This window comes from Hyphomonas neptunium ATCC 15444, assembly GCF_000013025.1.
Lineage (GTDB): Bacteria > Pseudomonadota > Alphaproteobacteria > Caulobacterales > Hyphomonadaceae > Hyphomonas > Hyphomonas neptunia.
The window spans coordinates 3,618,551-3,644,916 of the sequence record NC_008358.1 but is presented as its reverse complement, the minus strand read 5'-3'; the positions used below and the strand labels follow the sequence as shown (position 1 = coordinate 3,644,916).

The following is a 26,366-nucleotide window of genomic DNA, read 5'->3' as shown; positions in this document are numbered from 1 at the left end:
TTTCAGCCAAGCCTCCGGCGCGATGCCCAGAGGCAGTTGAGAAACGCGAAGGTCGCCGTAAAGCCCAGAAAGTATGCCACCACACGCAGCTCCAATACGCCCCGCTGGGCGCTCTCAAACTGCGTGATGAAGGAGAACCGCGCGATCAGATCGGCAAAGCCGGTCCCGAACAATGCCTGCACCGTGGAGAGCACCAGCGGCCAGCCCGCTGCGGTGAACACAAAGGCGATCACCACCGAGATCACGAACGCTGTCACCTGACTGCCCGTCAGGGCCGACACCGCCGCCCCGATGGAGAGATACGCCCCCGCCATCAGCAGGCTGACCAAATAGGTCAGCGCGATCGCGGCATTGTCCGGATTGCCCAGATAGTTCACAGACAGCCACATCGGCAGCGTCAGCAGCAGGCCCGTCCCCGCCACAGTCCAGGCCGCGCAGAGTTTTCCCAGCACCAGCCCCGGCAAACCCAGGGGCAGGGAAAGGAGAAGCTCATCTGTCCCGGCCGCGCGTTCATCCGCCCAGAGGCGCATGGCGAGCGCGGGCAGGAAAATCATGTAAAGCCAGGGATGCCAGGCAAAGAAGGGCTGCAGGTCTGCCACGCCCGAATCAAAAAACCGCGCGGCTTCCCAGGTGAAGAGGCCCAGCGCCAGCAGGAACACGGCAAGAAACACATATGCCATGGGCGTGGCGAAATAGGCGTTCAGTTCACGGCGATAGGTGGCGGTAAATCCGCTCATCTGTTGGCGGAGGATGCTGATCACAGCGTTGCCTCCTCCACCTGATCGGTCAGGCGGGCAAAGGCGCTTTCCAGCGAGCCTTCATCAGAGCGCCGGGCAAGGCCTTCGGGCGTGTCATCGGCCACAAGCTGTCCCCGGTCCACCAGCACGGCGCGGTGACACATCGCGGGCACTTCGGTCAGGGTGTGGGTGGAAATGATGATGGCCTTGGTGGGTGCCATCCGGGCGATCAGCGCACGCACGGCGCGTTTCTGGTTGGGGTCGAGGCCATCGGTCGGCTCGTCCAGCACCAGCACGGGCGGATCGTGCAGGATAGCGCCGGCCAGTCCCACGCGGCGGCGATAGCCTTTGGAAAGCGCGCCGATGCGTTGGCCCAGCACGCCGGAAATCCGCGCATCGGCAATCGTGCGCTCAATGGCGTTCTTGCGCTGGCCTTTGGGAATCTGCCGCGCGCTGGCCAGGAAGGCCAGAAACTCGGGGGGCGTCATGTCATTATACAGCGGCGCGCCTTCGGGCAGGTATCCCAGCGCGGCCTGCGCGGCGCGGCGATCCGAAATGATGGATTTCCCGTCGATCAGCACGTCGCCGACATCCGGCTCCAGCACCCCGGCAATCATCCGCATCGTGGTCGATTTGCCCGCGCCGTTAGGCCCTAGAAAGCCCAGCACGGTGCCTTTCTCCACGGCAAAGGATATGCCGCGCACGGCCTGTTTGCTGCCATAGGCTTTTTCGAGCGATCTGACGTCCAGCATGAATGTCCCGCGCGTTCACGTCTCCCCCTGATAGCGGGCATCGCGCCAAGGTCAAAGCCGAAGCCTCAGAGATTACGGGCGTTTCATGTCAGCGGCGCTCACGCCGAAAACCGCGCGACCTCTTCCAGCACGCATTTGGCCGCCACGGCCACGATCTTCCCGCCATCCTCGATGTTCGACTGGGTCGGGTCAGAGCCGATGCGGCCATCGGGAAAGTCGCGGCGATACTGCACCGCGTCGCCAATCGTCCCTGTCGGGGCAATCTTCGGGGTCATCTTCGTGCTGCTGCGTTCCCGCTCCGGGTATCCCCAATAGGTGACGGAGACTTCCGACGCCGTCGCGTGGCTGCCATGGCCTGTGGGGTAGAGCTGGTTCACCGTGCTCATCACGTCGCGAAAATCCCACCAGTCCCGCCGCTTCAGCGTCAGGCCGGGGCGATTGTCCGCCCCGCGCGGATCAAAGCTGCGCCGCGCATGGATCTCGGAGAACGCCGCCTCGATGGTCGCAATGTTGCCGCCATGCCCGTTCAGCCAGTAGAGCCGCTCAAAGCCATGCCGCATCAGGCTCTCGGTCCAGTCCACCATTGAAGCGATCATGGTCGAGGGGCGAAGGGTCACCGTGCCGGGAAAGCCAAGGTGGTGCTGCGCGCAGCCCACGGCAAAGGTCGGCCCGATGAGAATGTCATCGGGCGCCAGGCTTTCGGCATGATTGGCAATGATTTCCGGGCACAGAGCATCGGTGCCGATGAAGCCGTTGGGTCCATGCTGCTCGAAAGAGCCGATGGGGATCACGATGGTCTTTGATTTGGTCAGCCAGGCTTCAATGTCGGGCCAGGTGGAAACGGGAAGGCGCATGGGTCTAGTCCTTTCGTGGGCCAAGGCGGCGCGTGATATGGCCCATCTTGCGTCCGGGCCGGGCTTCGCGCTTGCCGTAAAGGGTCAAAACATCATTCGCCTTGAGCGTTGCCGGGTCAACCAGCCCCTCGTCACCGATCAGGTTCGCCATCTCGGCATCAAACAGCCGGTGCGTATCCCCCAGCGGCCAACCGGCCACGCAGCGGATATGCTGCTCGAACTGCCCGGTCTGGCAGGCTTCAGGCGTCCAATGGCCGGAATTGTGCACGCGGGGCGCAAATTCGTTGGCCAGCAGCGTGCCATCCGGCAAAACAAAAAACTCCAGCGCCAGAACGCCCACATGGCCCAGCTCATCGGCCAGATGCATCGCCTTGGCGCGCGCTTCGTCTTCCACCGCTTTGCTGAGGCCAGACGGCACAACCGAGCGCGCGAGAATCCCGTTCTCATGGCTGTTGCGCGGCGGCGCCCAGCTGGTCGTTTCGCCTGTAACGCTGCGCGCCACCAGCACCGAGATTTCGCACTCAAATGCGATGGCGCCTTCCAGGATCGCCGGCATCGCGCCAATCTTCGCCCAGGCCTTTTCGGCTTCGGCCGCATCGTAAACCCAGGCCTGCCCCTTGCCGTCATAGCCTTCGCGGCGCGTCTTCAACACGCCTTTGCCGCCGAGGCTCGCCAAAGCGGCGGAAATATCAGCCGCCGAATTAATCTCGCGGAACGGCGCTGTGGGGATGCCGTGCGCGTTGAGAAAGGTCTTCTCGGTCATCCGGTCCTGAGACACGGAGAGAGACTTCGCCCCCGGCAGCACGCGCTTTCCGGTCTTCTCGATCACCTCAACGCTCGCGACCGCCACATTTTCAAATTCCAGCGTGATCACATCGCAGGCCTGGGCAAACTCGGTCAGCGCCTCGGCGTCGTCCCAGTCGGCCTGAAAGGCCCCCGCCGCGACACGACCTGCCGGCGGATCATCTTCGGGCGAATAGATCAGCACATCAAAGCCAAGCTGCGCGGCCGCGCTCGCCAGCATCCGGCCAAGCTGCCCGCCGCCCAATATCCCGATCGTCGCGCCGGGGCGAAGCGGGCTCATTCCTCGGGAACCTCTTTCACGCTCTCGGTCTGCGCCGTGCGGAACGCGTCCAGCTTTGCGGCCACCGCGTCGTCCTGCAGCGCAATGATCGAGGCCGCCAGAATGCCCGCATTGGCCGCGCCCGCTTCGCCAATGGCCAGCGTGCCCACCGGAACGCCCTTGGGCATCTGCACAATAGAGAGAAGACTATCGAGGCCTTTAAGCGCCTTGGACTGAACCGGCACGCCCAGAACGGGCAGGGGCGTCATCGAAGCGGCCATGCCCGGCAGGTGGGCTGCCCCGCCCGCGCCGGCGATGATCACCTTCAACCCGCGATCCTTGGCAGTGGTCGCATATTCGACCAGCCGCTGGGGCGTGCGGTGCGCCGAAACGATCTTCGCTTCGAAAGCGACGCCCATATCTTCGAGTATCTTCGCGGCCTCGCGCATCACCGGCCAGTCCGACTGGCTGCCCATGATGATGCCCACGACCGGAGAGCGCGCCTTGTTCATGCCTGCCTCGCCGCTGGAAAGCGCGCACCATAAGAGCGCGCTGCTGACCGTCAACCGCTCCTGTGAGGGGAAAGTTGGCGCGCCCCGTGAACGGGCTCTCTACAAGCGAAGCGAACAAAGTTAGTGTTAACACATGGCAACTGACACCCCGGAGCTCACCGAAGCTGAAAAGCGCGCCCTGCTGGACGCGCTGGGGGTTGACCTTGCCCGTCTGGACCTGCGCGCCCGCGCGGCCATCGAGGCGCTCGCCGAAGAAGTCATCGTTCTGCGCGAAGAGGCCGACACGCTACGGGCCAGCTTGGCGGACGCCGCGCTGCTGGCCGATAATGACGCGCTCTGCCCGGTCTTCAACCGCCGGGCTTTCGAGCGGGAAGTGCGCCGCGAAATTGCGCTGTCGGGCCGCTTCCAGACGCCTTTGACGCTGATTTTCATCGATCTGGACAATTTCAAGCAGGTGAACGACGTCTACGGCCACGCCGCCGGGGACAGCGTTCTCCTGAAGATTTCCGACATTCTCCTGGCCCGCACCCGCGAAACCGACATTGTCGGCCGCCTCGGCGGGGACGAATTCGGCATCGTGCTCGCCCATGCGAGCCTCGAAGACAGCCGGCGCAAAGCGGCCCAGCTCGCCGCCGCCATTGATGCGCTGGAAGTGCGCGGCGAAGAGGGGGGCGGTCTCGCCCCCGTCCAGATCGGCGCATCCTGCGGCATTGTCGAATGGCATGCCGGCCAGAGCCCGGCCGCGCTCATCGCGCGCGCAGATCAGGCAATGTTTGCCGAAAAATCGCGCCGGAAGGCCGAAGGACGCGCATTAAGGTGAAAATGCGGCAAGATAGGTAGTTCTGCCCATGACACCCCTACACGAGTGTGGCATTCTTGCATCACCGGTCAATCCGGGCCGGGGACGAAAGGAGACTGCCTATGTCGCTCAACGGTCGCATCAGTGAACTCTCTGCGAAGCACCGCAATCTGGACGAGAAGATTTCCGACGAACAGAAACGACCCTCTGCCGACGGCCTCGTCCTCAAGGATTTGAAGCGACAGAAACTCAAGGTTAAGGAGCAGCTGCGACACCTCAAGGTCAGCTAGCCCTTTCCGGCAGTCCCGTTTCTCGGGAGGCCGCAACAGGTCTCAAAAGAGGAACGGGACATATGCCGCTCTACCAATCCAGCCGCTTTTCAGAGGCGGTCTGAGCCATGGGCCAGCCAGTTACGCTCGTGCTCGGCCTCGGCCGCGAAGTGGGTGAGGCGATTGCCCGCCGCTTCGAAGACGAAGGCCACAAGGTCCTTGTCGCCGACCCCTCCCAGGAACGCATAGACACCGCGCGCGATACGCTCGATGACGCGGTCCAGTTCTATCATGGCGAGCTGCATTCCCGCCTCGGCCTGCGCAATGCGGTGACTGCCGCGGTCGAAGCCTTCGGCCGCGTCGATCACGCGGTCATCGTGCCCGCCTATGAAGACCCTGACACGCTGCTCGATTTTGCCCAGGAGAAGTTTGAAAAAGCCCTCGGCAAATCCGCCCGCGGCGCCGCCATGGCCTTGCGCGTCATCGCCGAGCGCCTTCTGGAACAGGAAGACCTCCCGGAAACCGGGGTGGAGCGAAAGCGGCAGAAAGGCTCCATCACCTTCGTGCTGCGTTACGCCGCTGCCGCCTCCATGCCGGGCCGCTTCACCGATACCGTCAGCCAGGCCGCCATTCAGGGCGTCATGCGCGCCGGCGCGCTGGAACTGGCGGAGCACACGATCCGTGTGAACGCCATCGTCTCCCTGCGCCCCAGCGAGGAACGGGCGACGCCCTGGTCCCTCGGCCGCGTGCCGCTGGGCCGCGCGGTGCTTGCCGATGAGATTGCCGGCGCCGCCTTCTTCCTCGCCTCTCGCGACGCGGCCTTCATGACCGGGCAAAGCCTGATCATGGACGGTGGCCGCGCCACGCTGTCAGGCGTGCTCGACTAGACTGCCTTCAGCGCCGAGACCCCGCCCGCTTCAGCACTGGCCTCGAAGGTGGCAACCGTCTCTGTGCTGAATGTACCGGCAAGGATGTCCGACACCTTGCGGAACACGGCGCGCGCGGTCGACGGCGTCAGCGTCACCATCGTATATCCGTGCCCGAACGGATCGTGCCAGACGACGTCCTTGTTGGCGTCTGCAATCTGCTCGCCCAGATCCGGCACATCCTTCACATAAGCGCCCATGCCGGGCGAGGAGATCGACGTGCAGCCGATCTCGATGCCCCGGCGCTGCTCGCTCGCATCAAACAGCTCGTTCGCCCAGGCAGTGTGCGTGTCGCCCGTCAGCGTCACAAGCCGCGCGCCCGCGCTGCTCACGCTCTCATACAGCCGCTCGCGCGCCGCCGGGAAGCCGTCCCAGGCGTCCAGGTTGAACGGCAGGCCCAGCGCCGTGAAGGCGAGGAACGCGTTAACCTGCGGATTGTCCTGCGCCGCCATCTGCTCAGGCGTCAGAAGCTTGGAGAAATCCGGCAGTTTCACGCGCGCCATGATCACCTGATTGGCCAGAACCTGCCAGGCCGCGCCCGAGGCTACCGAGTTTGCCAACTCGCCGTTCAGCCAGGCTTCCTGCTCGGCGCCCAGCATCGTGCGCGACGGGTCGGCGGCTGCCTGCATCGTCTGCTGGGCCTTCGCCATGGCGTCCTGCGGAGAAGCCGCGCCAGCCAGCGCGTCGCCCCAGCTCAGCTCGTCGGAGCGTCCGGTCAGACGCGATTCCAGCGCGTGCAGCGTCGCCACATCGCCAAAGCGGAAGCTGCGCCAGGCCGCAGACGTCACTTCGCCCGGCTTGATGTCGCGGATCGGCATCCATTCGAAATAGGCCTGCACGGCGGCCATCTTCCGGTCGCTCCATTCGCCTTCGCCATTCTCCGGATTGTGGTTTTCTGCGCCGGTGCGATAGGCGTTGTTGGTGCTTTCATGGTCGTCCCAGGTGCAGATCCAGGGCGCGGCGGCGTGGGCGGCCTGAAGGTCGGGATCGGTCTTGTACTGAGCATGCCGGCGGCGGTAATCGGCCAGCGATACAATCTCCGTGGACGGTTCATGCAGGCGGCCGATCTTCTGGGCGATGTCTCCGCCATAGCCGTCAATGCCATACTCGTAGATATAGTCGCCCAGATGGACGACCGCGTCGAGACCGGGTTCGGCGGCAATCGCCTTATAGGCGTTGAACAGGCCGAACTGCCAGTTGGAGCAGGAGACAACCGCCAGGTTCACCGCGGTCGTGCCACTTGCCGCCGGGGTGCGCAGGCGCCCTTCGGGTGAGACCACATTGCCGTGATCGGTCATTGCGGTGAAGCGATAGGTATAGTCAGAGCCCGGCTGCAGGCCGGCAGCGTCCACCTTGACGCAGTAATCCTTTGCTTCGGTCGCCTCGGTCACGCCGGTGGAAACGGGCGTGTCCTGCCCGGCGCGCAGCACTTCCCAGCGCACAGGGATCGGCCCGGCGCCCGATAGCGGCGTCACGCGGGTCCAGAGGATCATCCGGTCGGGCAGGGGGTCGCCAGAGGCCACCCCGTGATTGAAGGCGGCTTCGCCTTTATAAGTCTGCGGGCCCGTTGTGCCGCAAGCGGCCAGCGCCACCGTGCCCAATGCTGCTCCGCCCAGAAGGCTGCGACGTGTTACCTGTACCATCTCTCAAGGACTCCCCGGTTGCGTGCCGCTCTCATGGCGTGAATTTGCGACACCAGCATGACGCGGAGTGAAACCCTCGTCTATAAGGCGGCGATGAACCAGATTGTGATCACTTCCGAGGCAGCCGATGCCGGCCAGCGTCTCGATGCGTTCCTTGGCGCCCGCGCCGAGGGTATTTCCCGTTCACGGGCCAAAACGCTGATCGAGGAAGGCGCCGTTACCGTTGGCGGCGCGGTGGAGACAAATCCCCGCGCGCCGGTGAAGAAAGGCCTCGTCTATGCGGTAAATATGCCGCCGCCGGTGCCCGCCATGCCGGAGGCCGAGGCGATCCCGCTCGAAATCCTCTTTGAAGACGCCCACCTCGTCATCCTCAACAAGGCGGCTGGCATGGCGGTCCACCCCGCGCCCGGCAGCCAGACCGGCACGCTGGTCAACGCGCTCCTCCATCATTGCCAGGGTCAGCTATCCGGCATTGGCGGGGTCGAGCGTCCCGGCATCGTCCACCGGCTCGACAAGCTCACCAGCGGCGTCATGGTCGCCGCCAAGACCGAAAGCGCCCATACCGGCCTCGCTGCCCTGTTTGAGCGTCACGATATTGATCGCGTCTACCGCGCCGTCACACGCGGCGCCCCGCGGCCTCTCTCCGGCACCATCGAAGCCGCCATCGCCCGCTCGGAAAGCGACCGGAAGAAAATGTCGGTTCACCGGAACCCTGACAGCCCGGCCGCCCGTCACGCGGTCACCCATTACAAAGCGGTCGAAACCTTCGGCTATAAGGACCGCGCCACCCGGCTCCCCGCCGCAGCGCTGCTCGAATGCCGCCTCGAAACCGGCCGCACCCACCAGATCCGGGTTCACATGGCCCATTCCGGCGCCCCGCTGATCGGTGATCCGGTCTATGGCCGCCAGGCCGGCATCATGGCCTGGAAAGCGCCGGGCAGCGAAGCGCGCTACGACAAAGCCCTCGCCGCCGCCCGCGCCTTCTCCCGCCAGGCCCTGCACGCCGCCGTCCTCGGCTTCGTCCACCCCATCACCGGCGAGACCCTGCGCTATGAAGCGCCCCTGCCGGAGGATATGACGGGACTGATCGCCGCCCTGCGAAAACTTCCCGTAGATTAAGGTAGGCCAGCTGGCCGCCCTCTACCGCGCCCCGCCCGCGCCGCCGGTCTGCGCGGCGGCCGTCTCCAGCGGTTCAAACCGCAAGGTGCGCGCCTGCAGGGTCACCTTACCCACCTTGTCGGTATCGGCGACGATGCGCACCGGCACGTGGCTGCCATTTTCCAGCGGTGCCAGATACATCCGCAGCGGCCCGGAAATTCCGGTCAGCGTGTCATTCTTGTCCAGCTCATCGGCGTCATAGCCGGCAATCTTGTCCATGGTCACATGGCACTCGATCGCCTCGCCGCTCCAGGCGGGGCTTTTCACATTTGCCCGTCCGGCATTCTTCATATGCAGATAGGTCAGCTGGCGCCCGTCAAACACGCGGATCGGCCCGCCGCAGGGGTCGGCGCCCTTGGCACGCGGCTCCAGCGCGAAGGTGATCAGCGCGGTCAGCGGATCATTGGCCAGGATCGCCTGTTCCTGCGTCGCTGGCGGCTCGCCCAGATTTCCGAAGCGAGGCGTCGCATTCATCGTGAACCCGTCTTTCTTCATAGACAGCTCGACGCGCCGGTTTTTCTTCCCGTCGCGGTTCTGAGACACATAGCCGGAGGTTTTCAGCGTCCCGCCGCGCACATGGCCAGAGGCGGCCAACTCCATGTCATAGTTCACGAAGATGTCGGCCAGCCCCGTCGTGCGCACCTTCGACTTGATCGTGTAGGTGTTGGGCTTGAGCTCCACATTGAAGCTCGCCCGGCCGGTCGCCGGAATGATCAGGATCATCGCCCGCGCGTCCAGCTCGTAGATCATGCGCATGGGCTCACCCGCCTTCACATTCGCCATCAGGCTGCCTTTGGCAGGCGTGGGCGCGGTGTCGGCCGTCGAGAGACCGGCCAGGGCAAGGGTTGCAGCAGCAGCGAGGAGGAGGCGCTTCATGAGGGTGGGTCGTCCTTCTTGGTCGGGCCGGCAAAAAGCCAGCCATTTGCGTCTATATAGTCGCCCTGTCCCAACGCTGCCTGAACGAAGCGTCCCCATTCCGGCCCCGAACTTGCCGCATTCTCCCGGCCCTGCCCACTGACATAAAGTGACAGGGGATGACATGGGAGCGCATTTCTCAGTCCTCAAGCCTGATCGCGGCGGTTGACAGGGCGCCCCCGCAGACTGTAGACGCGCGCCTTCAGATCAAAGAACACCTCTTTTTCGGAGCGAGGCCCATGTCCCGCGAATGTGAACTTACAGGCACCAAGCCGATGGTTGGCAATATTGTCAGCCACTCCCAGATCAAGACCAAGCGTCGCTACCTGCCAAACCTTGTGCAGGTTACGCTCCGCTCGGAAGCTCTGGACCAGAATTTCCGCATGCGCATCGCGGCGAAAGCCCTGCGCACGGTCGACAAGCTCGGCGGCCTCGACGCTTTCCTCGCCAAGGCGAAGGAAGAGGGTCTGTCCACCAAGGCCCTCAAGATCAAGCGCGACATCGCGAAGAAAGCCGTCGCTTAAGACGCTTCTTCTGCGGCGGTTTCCGCTGACCCAATCAAAACGCCGGACCTCCACAGGTCCGGCGTTTTCTGTTGTCCTGAAGTGTCCCGGTTTGTCCCGAACTGTCGCTGATTTGACCCGGAGTGTCCGTGAATTGACACGTGGTGGCACGGTTCTGCCCCGTTCAGGGGGCTGGCGCCACGTCCGGAACCGGTTCATGAATTTCAGGCAATCTCAGGGAAGGGGACCTCCATGCGCTTCATCGCCCTCGCCGCGCTCGCCGCCATAGCCCTCGCGGCCTGCGTAGAGCCGTCGCCCGCCACACCCGGCGCAGACGGCAAGATCCGCATCTTCACCGGCGGCACGATCTATACCGGCCTGGAAGACCCTGCCACGGTCGACGCCATCGTCGTCGGCCCCGACGGCCGCATCCTGGGCACCACCCCGCCGCTCTCCAAAGACTGGAGCGAGGAAGAGGTTGAAACGATTGATCTTTCCGGCGCCGTCATGTTCCCCGGCTTCACCGATGCCCACGCCCACCTTCAGGGCATTGGCGAGCGCGAATTGCGATTCACGCTGGAGGGCACGGCCTCCATCGACGAACTCGTCACCCGCGTCGAAGCGGAGCTGCAGGGGAAACCGCCCGGGGAGATTCTGTTGGGGCGCGGCTGGATCGAAACCGGCTGGCCGGAAGGGCGCATGCCATCGGCGGCAGACCTTGACGCGGTCAGCCCGGATAACCCGGTAATCCTCGTCCGCTCGGACGGCCACGCCCTTGTTGCCAACACCCTGGCGCTGAAAGCCGCCAATATCTACGATATTGGCGCGGATTCCCCCGGTGGCTTCACCGAGCGTGACGAGAATTTCAAAGCCACAGGCATCGTCATCGACGAGTCGATGTACCCTGTGATGGCCCTCGTCGAGCAGCCAACTTATGACCAGATGCAGCAGGCGCTGGAAATCGGCGCCAAGACCTATGCGTCGCGCGGCTGGACAGGCGTGCACAATATGAGCGCTGACCGCGAGCATGGCCGGCTACTGAAAGAACTGGACGATAGCGGCCGCCTTCCCTTGCGCGTCTACAACGCCTTTGAACCCAACGGCTCCGAAATCACCGAAGGCCGCCAATATGAGACCGCCAGGATCACCAACCGGGCGGTGAAGCTCTATATCGACGGCGCGCTCGGCAGCCGGGGCGCCCTGCTGATCGAGCCCTATTCAGACCGGCCCGAAACCAGCGGCCTGGAAATTCTAGACATTTACGGCCTGCACAATGAGATGATGGATGCCCAGGAAAACGACGTTCAGCTGTCCATCCATGCCATCGGTGATCTCGCCAACCGCAACATTCTCGATAAATTCGAGGAGCTGGGCTACGGCGCCGATCTGCGCTGGCGCATCGAACACGCCCAGATGCTGCACCCGGATGACATCGACCGGCTGGCAACCAGTGGCCTCATCCCTTCGATGCAGCCAAGCCATGCCATCGGCGACCTGCATTTTGCCCCCGCCCGCGTGGGCATCGACCGGCTGCGCGGGGCCTATGCCTGGGCAAGCCTCCTGAAAGCGGGCGCTGTTATCGCGGGCGGCTCAGACGCGCCGGTTGAAGTCGGCTCCCCGACCATCGAGTTCTATGCCGCTGTCGCGCGCAAGGATTTGAAGGGTTTCTCCGGCGAAGGCTGGCACCCTGAAGAGGCTGTCACCCGCCAGCAGGCGCTGAAGCTGTTCACTACAGGCCCTGCCTTTGCCAGCTTCCAGGAAAATGATCTCGGCACCATCGAAACCGGGAAAATCGCCGATTTCACCGTATTTGACCGCGATCTCATGACAATTCCGGAAGCCGAGATTCTCGAAGCCAAACCCGTGATGACGGTTGTGGCTGGCGAAATTGTGTTTGACGGGCGCTAGGGAGGGGCCGGCGCCTCTCTCTATTGTGAAAGGCGCCGGGCTGGACGTGGCCCCGGCGCCCCATACCTTTGACCTCGTAACCGCGCGGTACTTCCGGCGGGCTAGAAAGGTCTCTTATGCGCACTCTCCTTCTCGCGGCAGCTGCCGCCTGTCTTACAGCCTGTAGCAATGCCGCCCTCCCTCAGGCTGCCAGCGCGGAGCCGGCTGCCCGCGCCCAGGCCGCCGAAAATGAAGCCATCGCCGTATTCGCGGGCGGGTGTTTCTGGTGCATCGAGGCGGAGCTGGAAGAAGTGCCCGGCGTGCGCACGGTCGTCTCCGGATATACCGGCGGCACGACGCCAGACCCGACCTATGAGCGCATGGGCGATCATGCCGAAGCGGTCGAAGTGATCTACGACCCAGCCGAAGTCACCTATGACCAGCTACTGGAAGTCTTCTGGTCGAATATCGACCCGACCGATGAAGGCGGTCAATTCTATGACCGCGGCAGCCAGTATCGCACCGCCATCTATGTTCTGGACGATGCCCAGGCCGCCGCCGCCCGCGCCTCGCTGGAGGCGAACGCCAAGCGCCTCAACCAGCCCATCGCCACGGCAGTTATTCCCGCCACCGAATTCTATCCCGCCGAGGAATATCATCAGGACTATTACCTGAAAGAACCCGACCGCTACGAAGCCTATAAGAAAGGCAGCCGCCGCGAAGAGACCCTCAAAGAGGTCTGGCAAACCGAATAGGGCAGGGCTGCCTCAGCAGTAGGTATTCCCAGGCCTGCAGGAGGAGGAATAGGCCGTGCCTATATTAGCGGTGGCCCGGCGCGCTTCGTTCCAGTCGCGATTGTCCTGCCAGGCGGCGACATTGCCGGTAGAGCTGCCCGCATTGCCCGAAGAGTAATTGCCTGGGCCTCCGACACTGCCCGTCTGCGCATAGGTGCTCGCGCCGCTCGCCAGCGCCGCAAAGATGCCGCCGATGGCATTGTCCACACTACGGCCCCAGTTTCCGCCGGACTCGGTGCGCACCGAACCGGGGGGCGGCCCCATCATCTGCGCCATCTTCATGGCGAGATTGCACGAGGTGCTGTGGCCGCCCTGGAAGCATGCCGTGGTGGCGTAGGTGCGGATCGTCTCCCAATTGTTCAGCCCGTAATCGGTGTAATAGTTCAGCCAGGCGACATTGAAGCAGGCTTCATAGTCGGGGGTGGCGGCGCCGCACATCGATTTGAAATACCGCTCGGCGCGCGACCCATTGGAATAACCTGCGCTTGGCCCGACAAAGCCGGTGAGTTCTGCATGCGACTTGCAGGCACCGGGCACCTGATGGTCGCAGGCAAAGGCCAGCGGGGCGAGCGCCGCCGGCTCATCCTTGCCATAGGGGGAATTGAACGCGCCCCGATAGAGACCCAGCCTGTAACAGGCGGCGGGCCCTTTGAATTCGCACAGCGTTTCAAACTGGTGATAGGCATCCCAATGCTCGCCCGCATTCATCAGGGCGACGGCCCTGTCATAGGCCTGGGCGGAGACGCGCTTGATGTTTTCAAATTCGGCATCCGATTTCAGCGGGCTGCGCTCATACGCTTTGGAATACCAGGTCAGCGCCAGCGCCAGGTCCTGCTGAACCCCGATGGGCGCGGTCTCATACATTCGCGCCGCCGACAGCATGCAGCTGAAACAGCCTGCCTCGGCGCCCATGGTGTAGAGCCAGCTGGCGTCCAGATTGTCCTGCGCCGTCTCGCCCGTTGTGGCGAGCCCGGCCTCCTTCATCGCGGCGGCTTCGGCGTATCCTTCAGGCACGCCCGCATCGGCAGCCTCCAGGAAGTGGACATAGGCGGCTTCATAATCCTCGGCGCTCCGGCCGCCCGCCTTGGCGTCCCGGCCGAGACGGAGATGGTCGAGGCCAGAGATTTGAGCTGCGGCGGCGGTTTCCGCGCCACTGCCCTGCGCCAGGGCGCCCGGCATCGTGAAGACACCGAGCAACAGGAAACACCCGGCGCCGATAGCCCTTGCGGCAACTGACAGCATGATTTCACCCTTCATATCCTGCCCCGGAAGGCTATGGCCGGGCCCCGCGCCTGTCACCCCCCTGTTCAGGCCAGCTGCAGACTTTACGTTGCGTCGCACTAGGCGCGCGGCCATCCCGTGCTAGAACCCGGAGTCTCAATTAAATCCTCCCGCTGGCGAGCCTGATAACCCATGACCGTTATGTCCGACACCAATGCCCTGGAAGGCATGAAGCCGACCGAAAAAGTGAACGTCAAAAAGGTGTTCGGCCTCGACACCAGCATGGTCGTCCACGGCTTCAAGACGCGCACCGAATATGTGCCCGAGATCGATCCCGCTTATCGGTTTGATCCGCAGACCACGCTCGCCATCCTCGCCGGCTTCGAGCACAATCGCCGCGTCATGGTGCAAGGCTATCACGGCACGGGCAAATCCACCCATATCGAACAGGTCGCCGCCCGCCTCAACTGGCCGATGATCCGTGTGAACCTCGACAGCCATGTCAGCCGGATCGACATGGTCGGCAAGGACGCCATCGTCCTGAAGGAAGGCGTTCAGGTCACCGAATTCCGCGAAGGCATTCTCCCCTGGGCGCTGCAACGCCCCGTCGCCATCGTGTTCGACGAATACGATGCCGGCCGCCCGGACGTGATGTTCGTGATCCAGCGCGTGCTCGAGGCCAGCGGCAAACTCACCCTGCTCGACCAGAACCGCGTGATCGCGCCCAACCCGTTCTTCCGCCTGTTCGCCACCACCAACACCGTCGGCCTCGGCGACACGACCGGCCTCTATCACGGCACCCAGCAGCTCAACCAGGGCCAGATGGACCGCTGGAGCATCGTCACCACACTGAACTATCTCACCCATGACGCCGAGGTGGAGATCATCCAGTCGAAATCCACCGGCGTGGACGAGCCCACGGTTTCCAAGATGGTCACCATGGCAGACCTCACCCGCAACGCCTTCATGTCGGGCGACCTCTCAACCGTCATGAGCCCCAGAACCGTCATCACCTGGGCGGAAAACTTCGCCATCTTCGGCGATCTCGGCCACGCCTTCCGCATGACCTTCCTCAACAAGTGCGACGAGCTTGAGCGTCCGCTGGTGGCGGAAATGTATCAGCGCTGCTTCGGGGTGGAACTGCCCGAGAGCCCGCTGATGGTGAAGGTCGCATAAGGAAGGCTTTTCCCCGCGCGGGATAACGCAATGGCAAAGGACACGAGCCCCCAGGAGCTGTTCAAGCAAGCGCTCGCCGCCACCACCAAGGCGATGAGCGCGGAGCGTGACATCGAGGTCGGCTTCGGCCCCGATGTCGGCGATCAGGGCACGCGCCTCGTCCTGCGCACGCCGCCGGTCGAGCTGGCGCCCGAGCTTGCCGCCCGCATCCGCGGTGAGGCCGACGCCCTCGCCCTGCGCCGCGCCCATCACGACGCCGACGCCCATCTGGCAAACCGTCCGCAGGGAGACATTCCCCGCCGCGTCTATGAAGCGGCCGAAACCGCGCGCATCGAAAGCCTCGGCGCCAATGCCATGGCGGGCACCGCCGGAAATCTCGAAGCCGTGCTCGATTTCCGTTGCCGGTCGACCAATTTCGGAATGGGCGCGGAAGATCCTGACGCTGTCCTCGCCCCGGCGCTCGAATTCCTGCTGCGCGAAAAGCTCACCGGCCGCCCGTTGCCCGAGAGCGCAAAGCGCGTGGCCGATGTGTGGCGCGAAAAGGTCGAAGCGAATGCCGGCAAGGCGCTCGACGCCCTCACCGGCCAGCTTCACGACCAGGCCGAATTTGCCCGCACCATCCGCTCGATCATCCGCGATCTGACAGCCTCGGACCTGCCCGGCGATGAGGCCGAATCCGAAGACGATGCGCCTTCGGAAGAAACCGATGAGCAGCAAAACCAGTCCGGGGATGACGACACCCAGACAGAAGAACAGATGGGCGCCTCTGCCGAGCAGCTGGAAGCGGGCGAGACCGAAGACCTGGAAGGCGAAGAAGCCAATGTCTCGGTCGATCAGGACGCTGATCTCGATGCGGACGATACGCCCGACGAGACCGAAGACGGCACCAAGCCGCTGCGCCCGAATTTCCAGGACGGGGACGACCGGGACCGCTTCAATTACAAGGTCTTCAGCCGCGCGCATGACGAGATCGCCAACGCGCAGGACCTTTGCGACGCTGAAGAACTGACGCGCCTGCGCGCCTATCTCGACCACCAGCTTCAGGGCTTGCAGGGGGCGGTCTCCAAGCTCGCCAACAAGCTGCAACGGCGCCTGATGGCCCAGCAAAACCGCACCTGGTCTTTCGATCTGGAAGAGGGCGTGCTCGACACCGCCCGCCTCACCCGCGTGATCACAGACCCCACCGCGCCGCTCTCCTTCAAGCAGGAAGACGACACCAAATTCCGCGATACGGTTGTCACGCTGCTGCTCGACAATTCCGGCTCCATGCGCGGGCGCCCGATCATGGTCGCCGCTCTGTGCGCGGACATTCTCGCCCGCACGCTGGAGCGCTGCGCGGTGAAAACCGAAATCCTCGGCTTCACCACCAAAGCCTGGAAGGGCGGTATGGCGCGGGAAGACTGGGTGAAAGCGGGCAAGCCCCAGGCGCCCGGCCGCCTGAATGACATCCGCCACATCCTCTACAAGCAGGCCGACGCGCCCTATCGCCGCGCGCGCCGCAATCTCGGCCTGATGATGCGCGAAGGTCTGCTCAAGGAGAATATCGACGGCGAAGCCCTCCTCTGGGCGCATGACCGTCTGCTCGCCCGGCCCGAGCAGCGCAAGATCCTGATGGTGATCTCAGACGGCGCCCCGGTCGACGATTCCACGCTGAATGTAAACGTCGGCAATTATCTCGAACGCCATCTGCGCCAGGTGATCGAGGAAATCGAAACCCGCTCGCCGGTCGAACTTATCGCCATCGGCATCGGCCATGATGTGACGCGCTATTACAAGCGCGCGGTCACCATCGTGGACGCCGAACAGCTCGGCGGCGCCATGACCGAACAGCTCGCCTCGCTGTTCGACGAAAACGAACCCAACCCCCGCGCCATGTCCATCCCTCCGCTCTCGGACAAAACCGTCCGCGGCAGCTCCGCCATCACCGGCGCCGCCGCCGGCGCGCCGAGCTACGGCCGGAAGGTAGGAACGGGCAGGGACGTGAAAACCACGACGCTGCAGGCGGTGAAGAAAAAATCGTAGGGTGCATTAAGCGCAGCGCAATGCACCATCCTGCCGCCGCCCCATCGGTGCATTGCGGCCTCCGGCCTTAATGCACCCTACAGGGAACCTGCGGACAAGTGCTGCCCTATCCCTGTTCCGCACACTCCCTCAACACATCATCTGGGAATTTGCGAGAGCAACTATGCGGAAATCAGTTACCCCTCCTCACTCCCGTGTCATCCCGGCCAAAGCCGCGCAGCGGCTGTAGAGCCGGGACCTTCCCTCCGCTCTCGCCCGACCCTCACCAAGGTCCCGGATCGGCCCATGGGGCCGTCCGGGATGACACGGAATAACAAAACTTATCCGCCGGGGTCCCCCGCGCCGTCATCCTAGCGCCATGTTCGATCACATGCCCCGCCCGGAACTCTGGACCCGCATCTTCGCCCTCCTCGGCGCGCTGCGGACCCTCCTGCGCGAGGCCGTCCCCGAACTCTTCGGTACCATCGCAGGCGACGCCCGCGCCCAGCTCGTGGCCGTCACATCGCTGGTGCGCCGCTACATCCACGTGCTTGCCGCTGAGCTGAGCCTTCCGCCGCTCGCGGTTGGAGTTCCCAAAGAAAACTCCAAGAGTAATTCTGAAAAACTCCAACCGCGCCGCGAAGCCCCGTTCCGCCTCACGGAACTGATCAGCCCGCCCAAAGGCTCATCCGCCAGCGAAGGCACCGACACCCCGTTCATCCAATGGGCTCTGATGTTCGAAGCAGCCCGGCGCCTGAATGCCGTCCTGGCCACCCCCCAGAAACACGCCCTCCGCCTCGCCCGCCTCTTGCGCAAGCGTAAAGGCGAAACGCTCAAACCCATGCCCGTCCCCGGCCACATTCTCCGCCGTCTACCCCCCTGGACCGACGCGCTGCTCTGCCGGCTGGATGAAGAGGCAAGACCAGAGGCGTGGGCCGGGATCAACACGTCCTGATGCTGAACGCCGGACCATAAAAAAGCGCCTCCCCTGAAGGTCAGGGGAGGGCGCCGGTGTTTGTGTTGGCGTGAAAGCGATCAGTTCTTGCCGAACTTCCGGTCGCGGCCCGCCAGAAGGCGCAAACGCAGCGCGTTGAGCTTGATGAAGCCGGCCGCATCCTTCTGGTCGTAAGCGCCGTGGTCGTCCTCGAAGGTCACGATCTTCTCCGAGTACAGACTGTAGGGAGACGAACGGCCGATCAGATAGGCGTTGCCCTTGTAGAGCTTCATCGTCACATCGCCGGTCACCCAGCGCTGCGAATGGTCGATGGCCGCCTGCAGCATCTCGCGCTCCGGGCTCCACCAGAAGCCGTTATAGATCAGCTCGGCATATTTCGGCATCAGCTCGTCTTTAAGGTGGGCCGCGCCCCGGTCGAGCGTCGCCTGCTCGATGCCCCGGTGGGCCACCAGCAGGATCGTCCCGCCCGGCGTCTCGTAAATACCGCGCGACTTCATGCCGACGAAGCGGTTTTCCAACAAGTCGAGCCGGCCAATGCCGTGCTTCTTGCCGTAAGCGTTGAGCGCGGTGAGCAGCGTCGCCGGGCTCATCGCCTCGCCATTGATCGCCACCGCGTCGCCTTTTTCAAAGCTGATGGTGATCACCTCGGCCTGGTCAGGCGCATCTTCCGGGCTGACCGTGCGCATGTGCACGAATTCCGGCGCAGGCTCGGCCGGGTTTTCCAGCACTTTGCCCTCGGAGGAAGAGTGCAGCAGGTTAGCGTCCACCGAGAACGGCGCTTCGCCGCGCTTGTCCTTGGCGATCTCGATGCCGTGTTCCTCGGCGAACTTCAAAAGGTCGGTCCGGGATTTGAACGCCCAGTCGCGCCACGGCGCGATCACCTTGATGTCCGGATTAAGGCCATAATAGCCCAGCTCAAACCGGACCTGATCATTCCCCTTGCCGGTGGCGCCATGACAGACTGCGTCCGCGCCGACCATGTCGGCAATCTCGATCTGGCGCTTGGCGATCAGCGGCCGGGCAATCGAGGTGCCCAGCAGATAGACGCCTTCATACACGGCGTTGGCGCGGAACATCGGGAAGACGAAATCGCGCACGAATTCCTCGCGCACATCCTCGATGAAGATGTTTTCCGGCTTCACCCCGGCGGCCAGCGCCTTCTTGCGGGCCGGTTCCAGTTCCTCGCCCTGGCCAAGGTCGGCGGTGAAGGTGACAACCTCACAGCCAAACTCAACCTGCAGCCATTTGAGGATGATCGAGGTGTCGAGACCTCCGGAATAGGCGAGAACGACCTTTTTCGGGGCGGAAGCAGCGTTGGACATGGGATTTTCTGTCGTCTTTCTGGGGCGGAAACGGAGACCTGTTGCCTTAAAGTCCCGCACCCGCCCTGACAAGGCGGCGGCTTACAGGGAATTTTATGGTTTCATTCTGTTAGCTCCTTTATAGTAAATGCCAGATAGACGCGTGTTAACCTTTTGCGTTCAGGAGATGGGCGGATGCTGCAGGAGCCGCTGAAACCAGCCGAGAGGGGCGATGCCCCGTTCCGCGCCCGACTGCGCGCCCGTGACGGCATGCGGCCCCAATCCACGCTGGCTATTCTCGCCGGGTACGAGCCAAAGGACGGGGAAGGGGCCGATGTGCTGGCCCGCGAGCGTCCGGCCCGCCCGATCGCCGCCATATCCAGCGCTGCGGCCGTCCCCCAGGCCCGCCCTGAGCCCCGGCGCATTCCGCCCGCCGGCCGGCCTGAGGCCTGGGCTCCCCCAGCAAAGCCAGAACTGCGCCCGGAACCGATCCGCCCGCGCGAGGAAATCCGCAAGGCGCCGGTCGTCATCGTCCCGCCGGTTGAAGAAGCCCCGGAAACGGACGCAGAGGAAGATGAACGCGCCACCGGTCTTGGCCGGTTCGGCGAATATTCCCAGCTCGCTTTTGCGGGACTCGCTGTGCTCGGTCTGGCGGGCCTTTCGCTGCTGGCGATTGACAGCGCGCTGAAGGGCAAGCCTGGCACGCTTCCGGATGATGGCGAAGACGCCAACCGCCGCACCGCCGCTGACCCTGGTCCCGCTGTGTTGCCCGCCTCGGTTTCAGCCGTTGCGGTTCAGGAAGCGGCTATGCCGGCGGGCGCGGACGTTCAGCCCTGGTTCGACTATCGCGGCGTGGCCGATTATCTCAAATCGCGCGTGGATGCCTTCGAGGCGTCAGAGCGCGATGCCGCCCGCCGTCAGCAGGCAGAGGCCCAGCGCCTTGCTTCGACCGCGATTGCTGACGCTGAAGCCGGCCGTCTCGCAGCGGCGGCCCAGGCTGAAGCGGATGCGCTGGCCGCCCGCGACGCGGCGATTGACGCCGAACGCCAGCGCCTGGCGCGGCAGGAGGCTGAGCGGATAGCGAATGAAGAAGCCGCTCGTCTGGCCGCTCAAGCGGAAGCAGACGCCGCCGCGCGCGCAGAGGCAGACCGTCTGGCCCGGATGGAAGCAGACCGCGCCGCTGCCGCGCTCGCCGATCAGCGCCGCGTTGCCGAACTTGAAGCCGAGCGTGCTGCCACCGCTGAAGCCAAGCGGCTCGCCGAAATCGAATCGCGCCGGGTTGCCGCTGAAGCGGAAGCCAAGCGGCTTGCAGAAATTGAGGCTCGGAAAGCCGCCGCTCAGGCGGAGCAACAACGCCTTGCTGACCTGGCCGCCAAGCGCGCCGCCGAAGATGAGGCCCGCCGCCTTGCGGCGCTGGACGCAAGGCGTGCTGGCGATGCCGCCGAGGCGCGCCGGTTGGCCGACCTTGAGGCCAAACGTCTGGCAAATCTCGAAGCCCGGACTCAAGCCGTACAGAAACCCGAACCGGGCACGTTGACGCTCGCTGCGGCGACAGTTGCGCCTGCGCCTCCAGCCCTCAAACCTGCCGCGCCGCCAAGCGCTGCGTCACTCAAGCCTCGCGTGCAGCCGGTCGTCAGCGCCGATCCGGCGCCCGTTACGCGCGCGGCCCCAACCATCCTCACGGCGCGCCCGCCTGAAGTTCGTCCGTTCAGGGTTGGTCCTGCCGCGGCAATGCGCGGCGCAGACGTGTTCCTCGGGGAGCGTGTGGCGCTTACTTCCGGCGATGCGATCAGCGCCGACGCGATGGCCAGCCTGCAAAAAGAATTCATCCGCCTGGTCGCCACCAGCCCGGACGGCACGCGCCATGCCCTGACGACCCCGGATGGCCGCAGCGTTGAAGTCAGCTTCGAGCGGACGCAGCTTGTCGCCGCCGGTGAGGCCAATGTGCGGACGGTTGGTTATTCAGCCGATGCGCCGGCGCCCATAACCCGCGGATACGCAGAGCAGCCGGTGGTAAATGTCTCGGTCATGTGCCGGGATGTGGCCTATGCCATTCCGGGGCAGGAGCGGGGACGGTTCTCGGCTTGCCAGGGCGCAGACGGACAATGGATGCTGGCGCGCCAGACAGAAGCGCTCTCTCAGGGCGCGATTTGAGGCAGTGGTTGCCTGCCGGCGGAAAGCCTGCAAAAGCAGACATCATGGAACGCGCCTTTGTCTATAAGCTGCTGACGGAAGAAGAATGGCAGGCTGCCGAATCGGTCGGCCATGCCGCCAGCGCGTTGGATCAGGCCGATGGCTATATCCATCTCTCCACGCGCGCGCAGCTGGCAGAAACGGCGCGGCGCCATTTCTCGGGCCGGGGCCGGATCAGGCTGCTGGAATTCGACAGCGCGGTGCTGGCGCCGTTGCGCTGGGAACCGAGCCGGGGAGGCGATATCTTTCCACATCTCTACGGACCGCTGGAAATCGGCAAGGCGCAGGCGGGCTGGTGGCTGGAGCCTGACAAAGATGGCGCGCCGGGCCTGCCGGAGGATTTGCAATGATTGCTGCTGCCGGCGCAAGGCTCGTCCGTATGCTGCCACCCGAAGCAGCCCATACATTGACGCTTCGTATGCTGACATATGGCGCGGGTGTACCCGCCCATGCGCCGCAGCTTCCGGTCTCGACGCGGGTTGAGCTGCCCCGGTCCGGTCTCCGGCTTTGCTCGCCGGTCGGGCTTGCCGCGGGCTTTGACAAGAATTGCGAAGTGCCAGAGGCCATGGCGCGGTTTGGCTTCGGCTTTGTCGAATGCGGAACGGTGACGCCGAAGCCCCAACCGGGAAACCCCAAGCCGCGCCTTTTCCGCCTCAGTGAAGACCGCGCGGTGATCAACCGGATGGGATTCAACAATTTCGGGCTCGATTATTTCGTCCGCCGGCTGGAGAAATATTCTCATGATGTTCCGATCGGCGCCAATGTCGGCGCCAACAAGGATACCGAAGACCGTATCGCTGATTACGTAACCGGTATCGAAGCCGTTGCGCCGTATGCCAACTATATAACCATCAATATCTCATCGCCAAATACGCCGGGCCTGCGCGGTCTTCAGGACAAGGCGTCGCTCACCGAGTTGCTTTCCCGCTGCGGCGAGGCGGACCGGAAAGACCTGCCGGTGTTCCTGAAGGTGGCGCCGGATCTTGATGAAGATGCAATTGCCGACATCTGCGGCGTGGTCGGCGCACAAGGCGCGTGGCTTTCGGGCTTGATCGTGTCAAACACCACGCTGGCCCGGCCGCCAAGCCTTCGCAGTGATGACAAATCCGAAGCCGGCGGCCTCTCTGGCGTGCCGCTGCTTCAGCCGTCTACGGAAGTCTTGCGTCAGTTTGCAAGGAAGCTGGATGGCGCGTTCGATCTGATCGGAGCAGGCGGGATTGGTACGGGGAGGGATGCCTATGCCAAGATCCGCGCAGGCGCCTCGGCCGTGCAGCTTTATTCGCTGATGGTGTATGATGGCCCCGGCATTGCGGCGCGTGTCGCGCGCGAGCTCTCCCATTGCCTGGCCGAAGATGGGTTTTCTTCCATCGCGGACGCGGTAGGCAAGGACCTCTAGCCGATTGCGTCGATGCGGACGGCAACACAGCCATCCATCGCCGTAAAGGCAAGATAGGTGTATTTCACGCTCCGGGCGCTGACGAATTCCTGCCAGGCTTTGTACTCGTGATGGCGCCAGCTGGGGTAATTGAAATACTCGTCGAACATCACGATGGAACCGGGCTGAAGCCGGTCGCCGGCCGTATCGAGAATGTACTTTGTGCCGCCATAAAGATCGCAGTCGATATGCAGCAGGCTGACGGGGCCGGCATTTTCCGCCAGCATGCCGGGAAGGGTCGCGTCGAACCAGCCGACATGCAGCTTCACATTTGCCGGAACCTCAGGAAGCTGGCGCTTCTGAGTGAAGGCGCCGCGGCGTTCCAGATGCCCGGCCCAGTCTTCGGGCAGCCCCTCAAAGCTGTCAAAGCCGTGAACGGTCTTTGAGGTGCGCGACGCAATCTGGCGGATGGAATTGCCGCCCGCCACGCCAAATTCCATGACGAGACCGTCTGCCGGCGCCTTCTCCATCAGGAAGGCGATATAGGCGGGATAGTTCTCGAAGATCATCGCCTCAGGCATGTTCGCCTGAACGTAATCGGCCGCTTCATTCAACGCGCGCAGCTGCAGCTGGTAGAGCAGGTTGCGGCCATAATTCTTGTACACCACCCGGCGGAGCAGGCGCTGGACAAGCGAGCGTTTGGGTTTGGCGGGCGAGGTGCGGGCCATCAGGGCGCTCCGTTATGATGCGAAGCGCCCTGTCTAGCGGGGTGCGGGCGGGGCCGCAATCAGTCGAGTACAACCACCTGGCGGGCAACGGTGCCCTTGTTGTCCTTGAGGTTCTGCATGGCAGCGGTGATGCCATCCAGGCCAATCCGGTCAGAGATCAGATCGTCCAGGTGCAGGCGGCCCTGCTTGTAGAGTTCGACAAGGCGCGGGAAATCCACCCGGAAGCGGTTGGAGCCCATCACGGCGCCTTGTAGGCGCTTCTCGGTGACGAGCAGTTCGATGCCGGGAATCTCGATGTTCACGCCGGGCGGGATCATGCCGATGATCGTCGCCACGCCGCGCGGGCGGAGCATGTGATAGGCCTGCTCGGCGGTCTGTTTCAGGCCGACGCATTCGAAGGAATAATGCACCCCGCCTTTGGTCAGCTCCTTGACCGCTTCAATGGCGTTGACCTTGCCGGGATTGACCAGATCGGTCGCCCCGAAGCGCTTGGCAAGTTGCAGCTTCTCGTCAGAGAGGTCGACGGCGATGACGCGGCTTGCCCCGGCAATCGCGGCGCCGTTGATCGCGGCAAGGCCCACGCCGCCACAGCCGAGCACGGCGACGGTCGAGCCCGGTTCCACCTGCGCGGAATGGAACACCGAGCCGACGCCGGTGATCACGCCGCAGCCGATGAGGCAGGCGCGGTCCATCGGCATGTCCTTGTCGACAACGCAGAGCGCGTTTTCGTGCACGAGAATCTGCTCGGCAAAGGAAGAGAGGTTCAAGAACTGGCCGACCTTTTCCTTGCCGATCGAGAGGCGCGGCGCCTCGGTCAGATCGCGCTGGAAAAGCTCCCGGTTCACCGTATGGCAGACCGACATATGGCCCGTGAGGCAATATTCGCAGGTGCCGCAGAAGGGCGAAAGGATCGAGATCACATGGTCGCCGGGCTTCACCGCCGAGACCATCGAGCCGACCTGTTCGACCACGCCGGCGCTTTCATGGCCGAGGATCACGGGAAGCTCAGCCGGGAACGCGCCGTCCCAGAAGTGAACGTCCGAATGGCAAACGCCGATGGCTTTGAGCCGGACGAGCACTTCGCGCGGGCCTGGCTTGGAGATGGTGACGTCTTCGATCGACAGCGGCGCCTTGGGCGCCCGCATCACAGCAGCTTTCATGGCGGTCTCTTTCCTCCCGGTATGTATTTTGCGCGAAGTGTTACGCAGCGCGCGGGCTTTGGCCAGTGTGACGCGAGGGGAAGTGTCAGGTGCCGAGGCTGGCGGCAATTTCTGCAATGGCGGTTCGGGTCGCGTCATCGGCCGGGAAGAGGAGTTCCAGGCGCAGGTCGCGGATGGTTACGTCTTCGCTGGTGCCGAAATGGGCGACCGTGGAGAGGAAGCGCAGTTCGCCGCCGGGCGTGCGGAGCGTGAGGGGTACAAGCGGGCTGCGGGCGCTCTGGCCACCGGGCAGGGGATGGCGGGCCATGGCTTCTTCCAGGGCTGACAGGAGGCCAGAGAGCACATCATCATCGGCCGCCTCCAGCGCCTCAAGATGTATCCGGCCTTGCATTTCGGCGAGCATCTCCGCCAGATTGGCGATGGCCGCTTCAGCGGCGCGACTGCTTGTCAGCATCCGGATGAGGTTTGTCTCGCCGGGATCGTCCTGAAGGGCGGCGAGGAGGCGCCTCGCCACAGGGCTGGCGTCCAGCACATTCCAGTGCCGGTCACAGAGCAAGGCTGGATAAGGCGCGTGCCGGTCCATCATTTCAGTGAGGATCTGGCGGAACGGGCCGAGAGCCTGAGAGCTGAGCGGTGAAGCAGGATAGACCGGCGCAAAGCCGGCCGCCTGTAACAGCGCGTTGCGCGCGCCGAGCGGCAGGAGGAGGCCTTCGGAAAGCTGCTGCACCATCTCCCGGCTGGGGCTCGCGCGGCCTGTTTCGAGGAAGGAGAGGTGGCGGGCGGAGATTTCGCAGGTGAGGGCCAGGTCGAGCTGGCTGAGACGCCTTGCCGTCCGGTAGCGGCGCAGAAGTCCGGGAAAGCTTCCGGCCTCGGGTAAAGGGGTCACATCACGCGCTGGCATCGGCGCGATCCTGCCATTTCGCAAATCCGGGGTCCATGACCTCTGAGGTAATTGAGGCGCCTACCTCTCAGCGCTCATGATGGCCGCATCAACCCCCTGATGATGGAGATGACGATGCAGGGCTTCTGGAAAACATGGATGACCGTCTGGTGCTGGGGCGTAATCCTCTTTGGCGCCGTGCTGGCGGCGGGCGGCTTGCCGGGAACAGATGGTGCCGTGACCTTTCTTTACAGCCTGCTCGGCAATCTCAGTGTTGATGCGCTTCAGCTGGGCGCGCCCGGGATGCGCTTTTCGATTGCGCTGATGGGCGCGGTGACGATCGGCTGGGGTCTGACGATCCTGTTTCTGCTGCCGGCCATCCACGCGGCCGGGGCATCGGCCTGGCGCGGACTGACGGCAGCGCTGGTCATTTGGTATGTGATCGACGGCGCCTTGTCGGCGGCGACAGGCTTTGCGCTGAACATTGTGCCGAACACAGCGCTGGCGATTGCCTATTTCGTGCCCGTCATGGCCAGCGGGGTTTTGCGCCCGGCTGGCCGATAA

General features: G+C 64.0%; 26 protein-coding genes. 14 read left to right on the top strand and 12 right to left on the bottom strand.

The genetic code is table 11. The annotated features are described in order from the left end of the window. Positions 1-2: 2 nt before the first annotated feature. From HNE_RS17355 to purE, 5 genes are all read right to left on the bottom strand, one after another. The gene (locus HNE_RS17355) at positions 3-761 is read right to left on the bottom strand and encodes an ABC transporter permease subunit (protein ID WP_233351949.1); all 759 of its coding nucleotides are present in this window, start codon (positions 759-761) and stop codon (positions 3-5) included. Further along, the gene (locus tag HNE_RS17350) at positions 758-1,489 is read right to left on the bottom strand and encodes an ABC transporter ATP-binding protein (RefSeq protein WP_011648474.1); all 732 of its coding nucleotides are present in this window, start codon (positions 1,487-1,489) and stop codon (positions 758-760) included. The genes HNE_RS17355 and HNE_RS17350 overlap by 4 nt, the downstream gene beginning before the upstream one ends. Before the next feature lie 98 nt (positions 1,490-1,587). Next, positions 1,588-2,343, bottom strand: a complete 756-nt coding sequence (locus HNE_RS17345) for a creatininase family protein (RefSeq protein WP_011648473.1) — start codon at positions 2,341-2,343, stop codon at positions 1,588-1,590. 4 nt (positions 2,344-2,347) lie between these two features. Beyond that, a complete protein-coding gene (locus tag HNE_RS17340; protein WP_011648472.1) occupies positions 2,348-3,427 on the bottom strand; it encodes a 5-(carboxyamino)imidazole ribonucleotide synthase in 1,080 nt (359 codons plus the stop codon). Continuing rightward, a complete protein-coding gene (gene purE, locus HNE_RS17335; protein ID WP_011648471.1) occupies positions 3,424-3,918 on the bottom strand; it encodes a 5-(carboxyamino)imidazole ribonucleotide mutase in 495 nt (164 codons plus the stop codon). Before purE ends, HNE_RS17340 begins: the two co-directional genes overlap by 4 nt. A 133-nt stretch (positions 3,919-4,051) precedes the next feature. Here purE and HNE_RS17330 point away from each other — a divergent pair, with 133 nt between their 5' ends. From HNE_RS17330 to HNE_RS17320, 3 genes are all read left to right on the top strand, one after another. Next, complete coding sequence (locus HNE_RS17330) at positions 4,052-4,738, top strand: GGDEF domain-containing protein (RefSeq protein WP_011648469.1); 687 nt, start codon at positions 4,052-4,054, stop codon at positions 4,736-4,738. A 101-nt stretch (positions 4,739-4,839) separates the two neighbouring features. Continuing rightward, positions 4,840-5,007: a YdcH family protein gene (locus HNE_RS17325; protein WP_035591309.1), complete on the top strand. Its 168-nt coding sequence runs from the start codon at positions 4,840-4,842 to the stop codon at positions 5,005-5,007. 107 nt (positions 5,008-5,114) lie between these two features. Next, positions 5,115-5,873: an SDR family NAD(P)-dependent oxidoreductase gene (locus HNE_RS17320; RefSeq protein WP_011648467.1), complete on the top strand. Its 759-nt coding sequence runs from the start codon at positions 5,115-5,117 to the stop codon at positions 5,871-5,873. On the opposite strand, the gene HNE_RS17315 is transcribed toward HNE_RS17320, so the two are convergent. Then, on the bottom strand, positions 5,870-7,555 hold the full coding sequence (locus tag HNE_RS17315; protein ID WP_011648466.1) for an alkaline phosphatase D family protein: 1,686 nt from the start codon (positions 7,553-7,555) through the stop codon (positions 5,870-5,872). The two genes, HNE_RS17320 and HNE_RS17315, sit on opposite strands and share 4 nt — an antisense overlap. A 93-nt stretch (positions 7,556-7,648) precedes the next feature. Between HNE_RS17315 and HNE_RS17310 the strand changes: the two genes are divergently transcribed. Further along, entirely contained in the window at positions 7,649-8,674 is a 1,026-nt protein-coding gene (locus HNE_RS17310; RefSeq protein WP_011648465.1) for an RluA family pseudouridine synthase, read from the top strand. Between the two features lie 21 nt (positions 8,675-8,695). Here the strand turns inward: HNE_RS17310 and HNE_RS17305 are convergent, their stop codons facing one another. Next, the gene (locus tag HNE_RS17305; protein WP_011648464.1) at positions 8,696-9,589 is read right to left on the bottom strand and encodes a DUF3108 domain-containing protein; all 894 of its coding nucleotides are present in this window, start codon (positions 9,587-9,589) and stop codon (positions 8,696-8,698) included. A gap of 278 nt (positions 9,590-9,867) precedes the next feature. Here HNE_RS17305 and rpmB point away from each other — a divergent pair, with 278 nt between their 5' ends. The 3 genes from rpmB to msrA all read left to right on the top strand — a co-directional run bounded on the left by rpmB (position 9,868) and on the right by msrA (position 12,773). Beyond that, positions 9,868-10,152, top strand: a complete 285-nt coding sequence (gene rpmB / locus HNE_RS17300; protein WP_011648463.1) for a 50S ribosomal protein L28 — start codon at positions 9,868-9,870, stop codon at positions 10,150-10,152. Positions 10,153-10,383: 231 nt separating this feature from the next. Continuing rightward, entirely contained in the window at positions 10,384-12,039 is a 1,656-nt protein-coding gene (locus HNE_RS17295) for an amidohydrolase (RefSeq protein ID WP_011648462.1), read from the top strand. A 116-nt stretch (positions 12,040-12,155) separates the two neighbouring features. Next, the gene (msrA, locus tag HNE_RS17290) at positions 12,156-12,773 is read left to right on the top strand and encodes a peptide-methionine (S)-S-oxide reductase MsrA (protein ID WP_011648461.1); all 618 of its coding nucleotides are present in this window, start codon (positions 12,156-12,158) and stop codon (positions 12,771-12,773) included. Between the two features lie 12 nt (positions 12,774-12,785). On the opposite strand, the gene HNE_RS18255 is transcribed toward msrA, so the two are convergent. Then, positions 12,786-14,069, bottom strand: coding sequence for a sel1 repeat family protein (locus HNE_RS18255; protein WP_011648460.1), 1,284 nt, complete (start codon positions 14,067-14,069; stop codon positions 12,786-12,788). 156 nt (positions 14,070-14,225) lie between these two features. Here HNE_RS18255 and cobS point away from each other — a divergent pair, with 156 nt between their 5' ends. The 3 genes from cobS (at position 14,226) to HNE_RS17270 (ending at position 18,165) form a co-directional block, all read left to right on the top strand. Beyond that, entirely contained in the window at positions 14,226-15,209 is a 984-nt protein-coding gene (cobS, locus tag HNE_RS17280; protein WP_011648459.1) for a cobaltochelatase subunit CobS, read from the top strand. Between the two features lie 30 nt (positions 15,210-15,239). Then, positions 15,240-17,231 carry a cobaltochelatase subunit CobT gene (cobT, locus tag HNE_RS17275; protein ID WP_011648458.1) on the top strand — a complete coding sequence of 664 codons (1,992 nt, stop codon included), beginning with the start codon at positions 15,240-15,242 and terminating at the stop codon, positions 17,229-17,231. A 370-nt stretch (positions 17,232-17,601) separates the two neighbouring features. After that, the gene (locus HNE_RS17270) at positions 17,602-18,165 is read left to right on the top strand and encodes a hypothetical protein (RefSeq protein WP_011648457.1); all 564 of its coding nucleotides are present in this window, start codon (positions 17,602-17,604) and stop codon (positions 18,163-18,165) included. 80 nt (positions 18,166-18,245) lie between these two features. Here the strand turns inward: HNE_RS17270 and HNE_RS17265 are convergent, their stop codons facing one another. After that, a complete protein-coding gene (locus tag HNE_RS17265; RefSeq protein ID WP_011648456.1) occupies positions 18,246-19,487 on the bottom strand; it encodes an argininosuccinate synthase in 1,242 nt (413 codons plus the stop codon). A gap of 174 nt (positions 19,488-19,661) precedes the next feature. Here HNE_RS17265 and HNE_RS18250 point away from each other — a divergent pair, with 174 nt between their 5' ends. Genes HNE_RS18250 through HNE_RS17250 form a run of 3 tightly spaced genes read left to right on the top strand, consistent with a single transcriptional unit; the run spans position 19,662 to position 23,055 of the window. Beyond that, a complete protein-coding gene (locus tag HNE_RS18250; RefSeq protein WP_011648455.1) occupies positions 19,662-21,620 on the top strand; it encodes a hypothetical protein in 1,959 nt (652 codons plus the stop codon). 44 nt (positions 21,621-21,664) lie between these two features. After that, positions 21,665-22,009: a DUF952 domain-containing protein gene (locus HNE_RS17255; RefSeq protein ID WP_011648454.1), complete on the top strand. Its 345-nt coding sequence runs from the start codon at positions 21,665-21,667 to the stop codon at positions 22,007-22,009. Further along, complete coding sequence (locus HNE_RS17250; RefSeq protein WP_011648453.1) at positions 22,006-23,055, top strand: quinone-dependent dihydroorotate dehydrogenase; 1,050 nt, start codon at positions 22,006-22,008, stop codon at positions 23,053-23,055. The genes HNE_RS17255 and HNE_RS17250 overlap by 4 nt, the downstream gene beginning before the upstream one ends. Here the strand turns inward: HNE_RS17250 and HNE_RS17245 are convergent. The 3 genes from HNE_RS17245 to HNE_RS17235 form a co-directional block, all read right to left on the bottom strand. Continuing rightward, positions 23,052-23,762 carry a class I SAM-dependent methyltransferase gene (locus tag HNE_RS17245; RefSeq protein ID WP_011648452.1) on the bottom strand — a complete coding sequence of 237 codons (711 nt, stop codon included), beginning with the start codon at positions 23,760-23,762 and terminating at the stop codon, positions 23,052-23,054. The two genes, HNE_RS17250 and HNE_RS17245, sit on opposite strands and share 4 nt — an antisense overlap. Positions 23,763-23,821: 59 nt before the next feature. Continuing rightward, on the bottom strand, positions 23,822-24,922 hold the full coding sequence (locus tag HNE_RS17240) for a Zn-dependent alcohol dehydrogenase (protein WP_011648451.1): 1,101 nt from the start codon (positions 24,920-24,922) through the stop codon (positions 23,822-23,824). An 85-nt stretch (positions 24,923-25,007) separates the two neighbouring features. Beyond that, positions 25,008-25,823: a helix-turn-helix domain-containing protein gene (locus HNE_RS17235; protein ID WP_011648450.1), complete on the bottom strand. Its 816-nt coding sequence runs from the start codon at positions 25,821-25,823 to the stop codon at positions 25,008-25,010. A 99-nt stretch (positions 25,824-25,922) separates the two neighbouring features. Between HNE_RS17235 and HNE_RS17230 the strand changes: the two genes are divergently transcribed. Beyond that, entirely contained in the window at positions 25,923-26,366 is a 444-nt protein-coding gene (locus tag HNE_RS17230) for a hypothetical protein (protein ID WP_035591303.1), read from the top strand.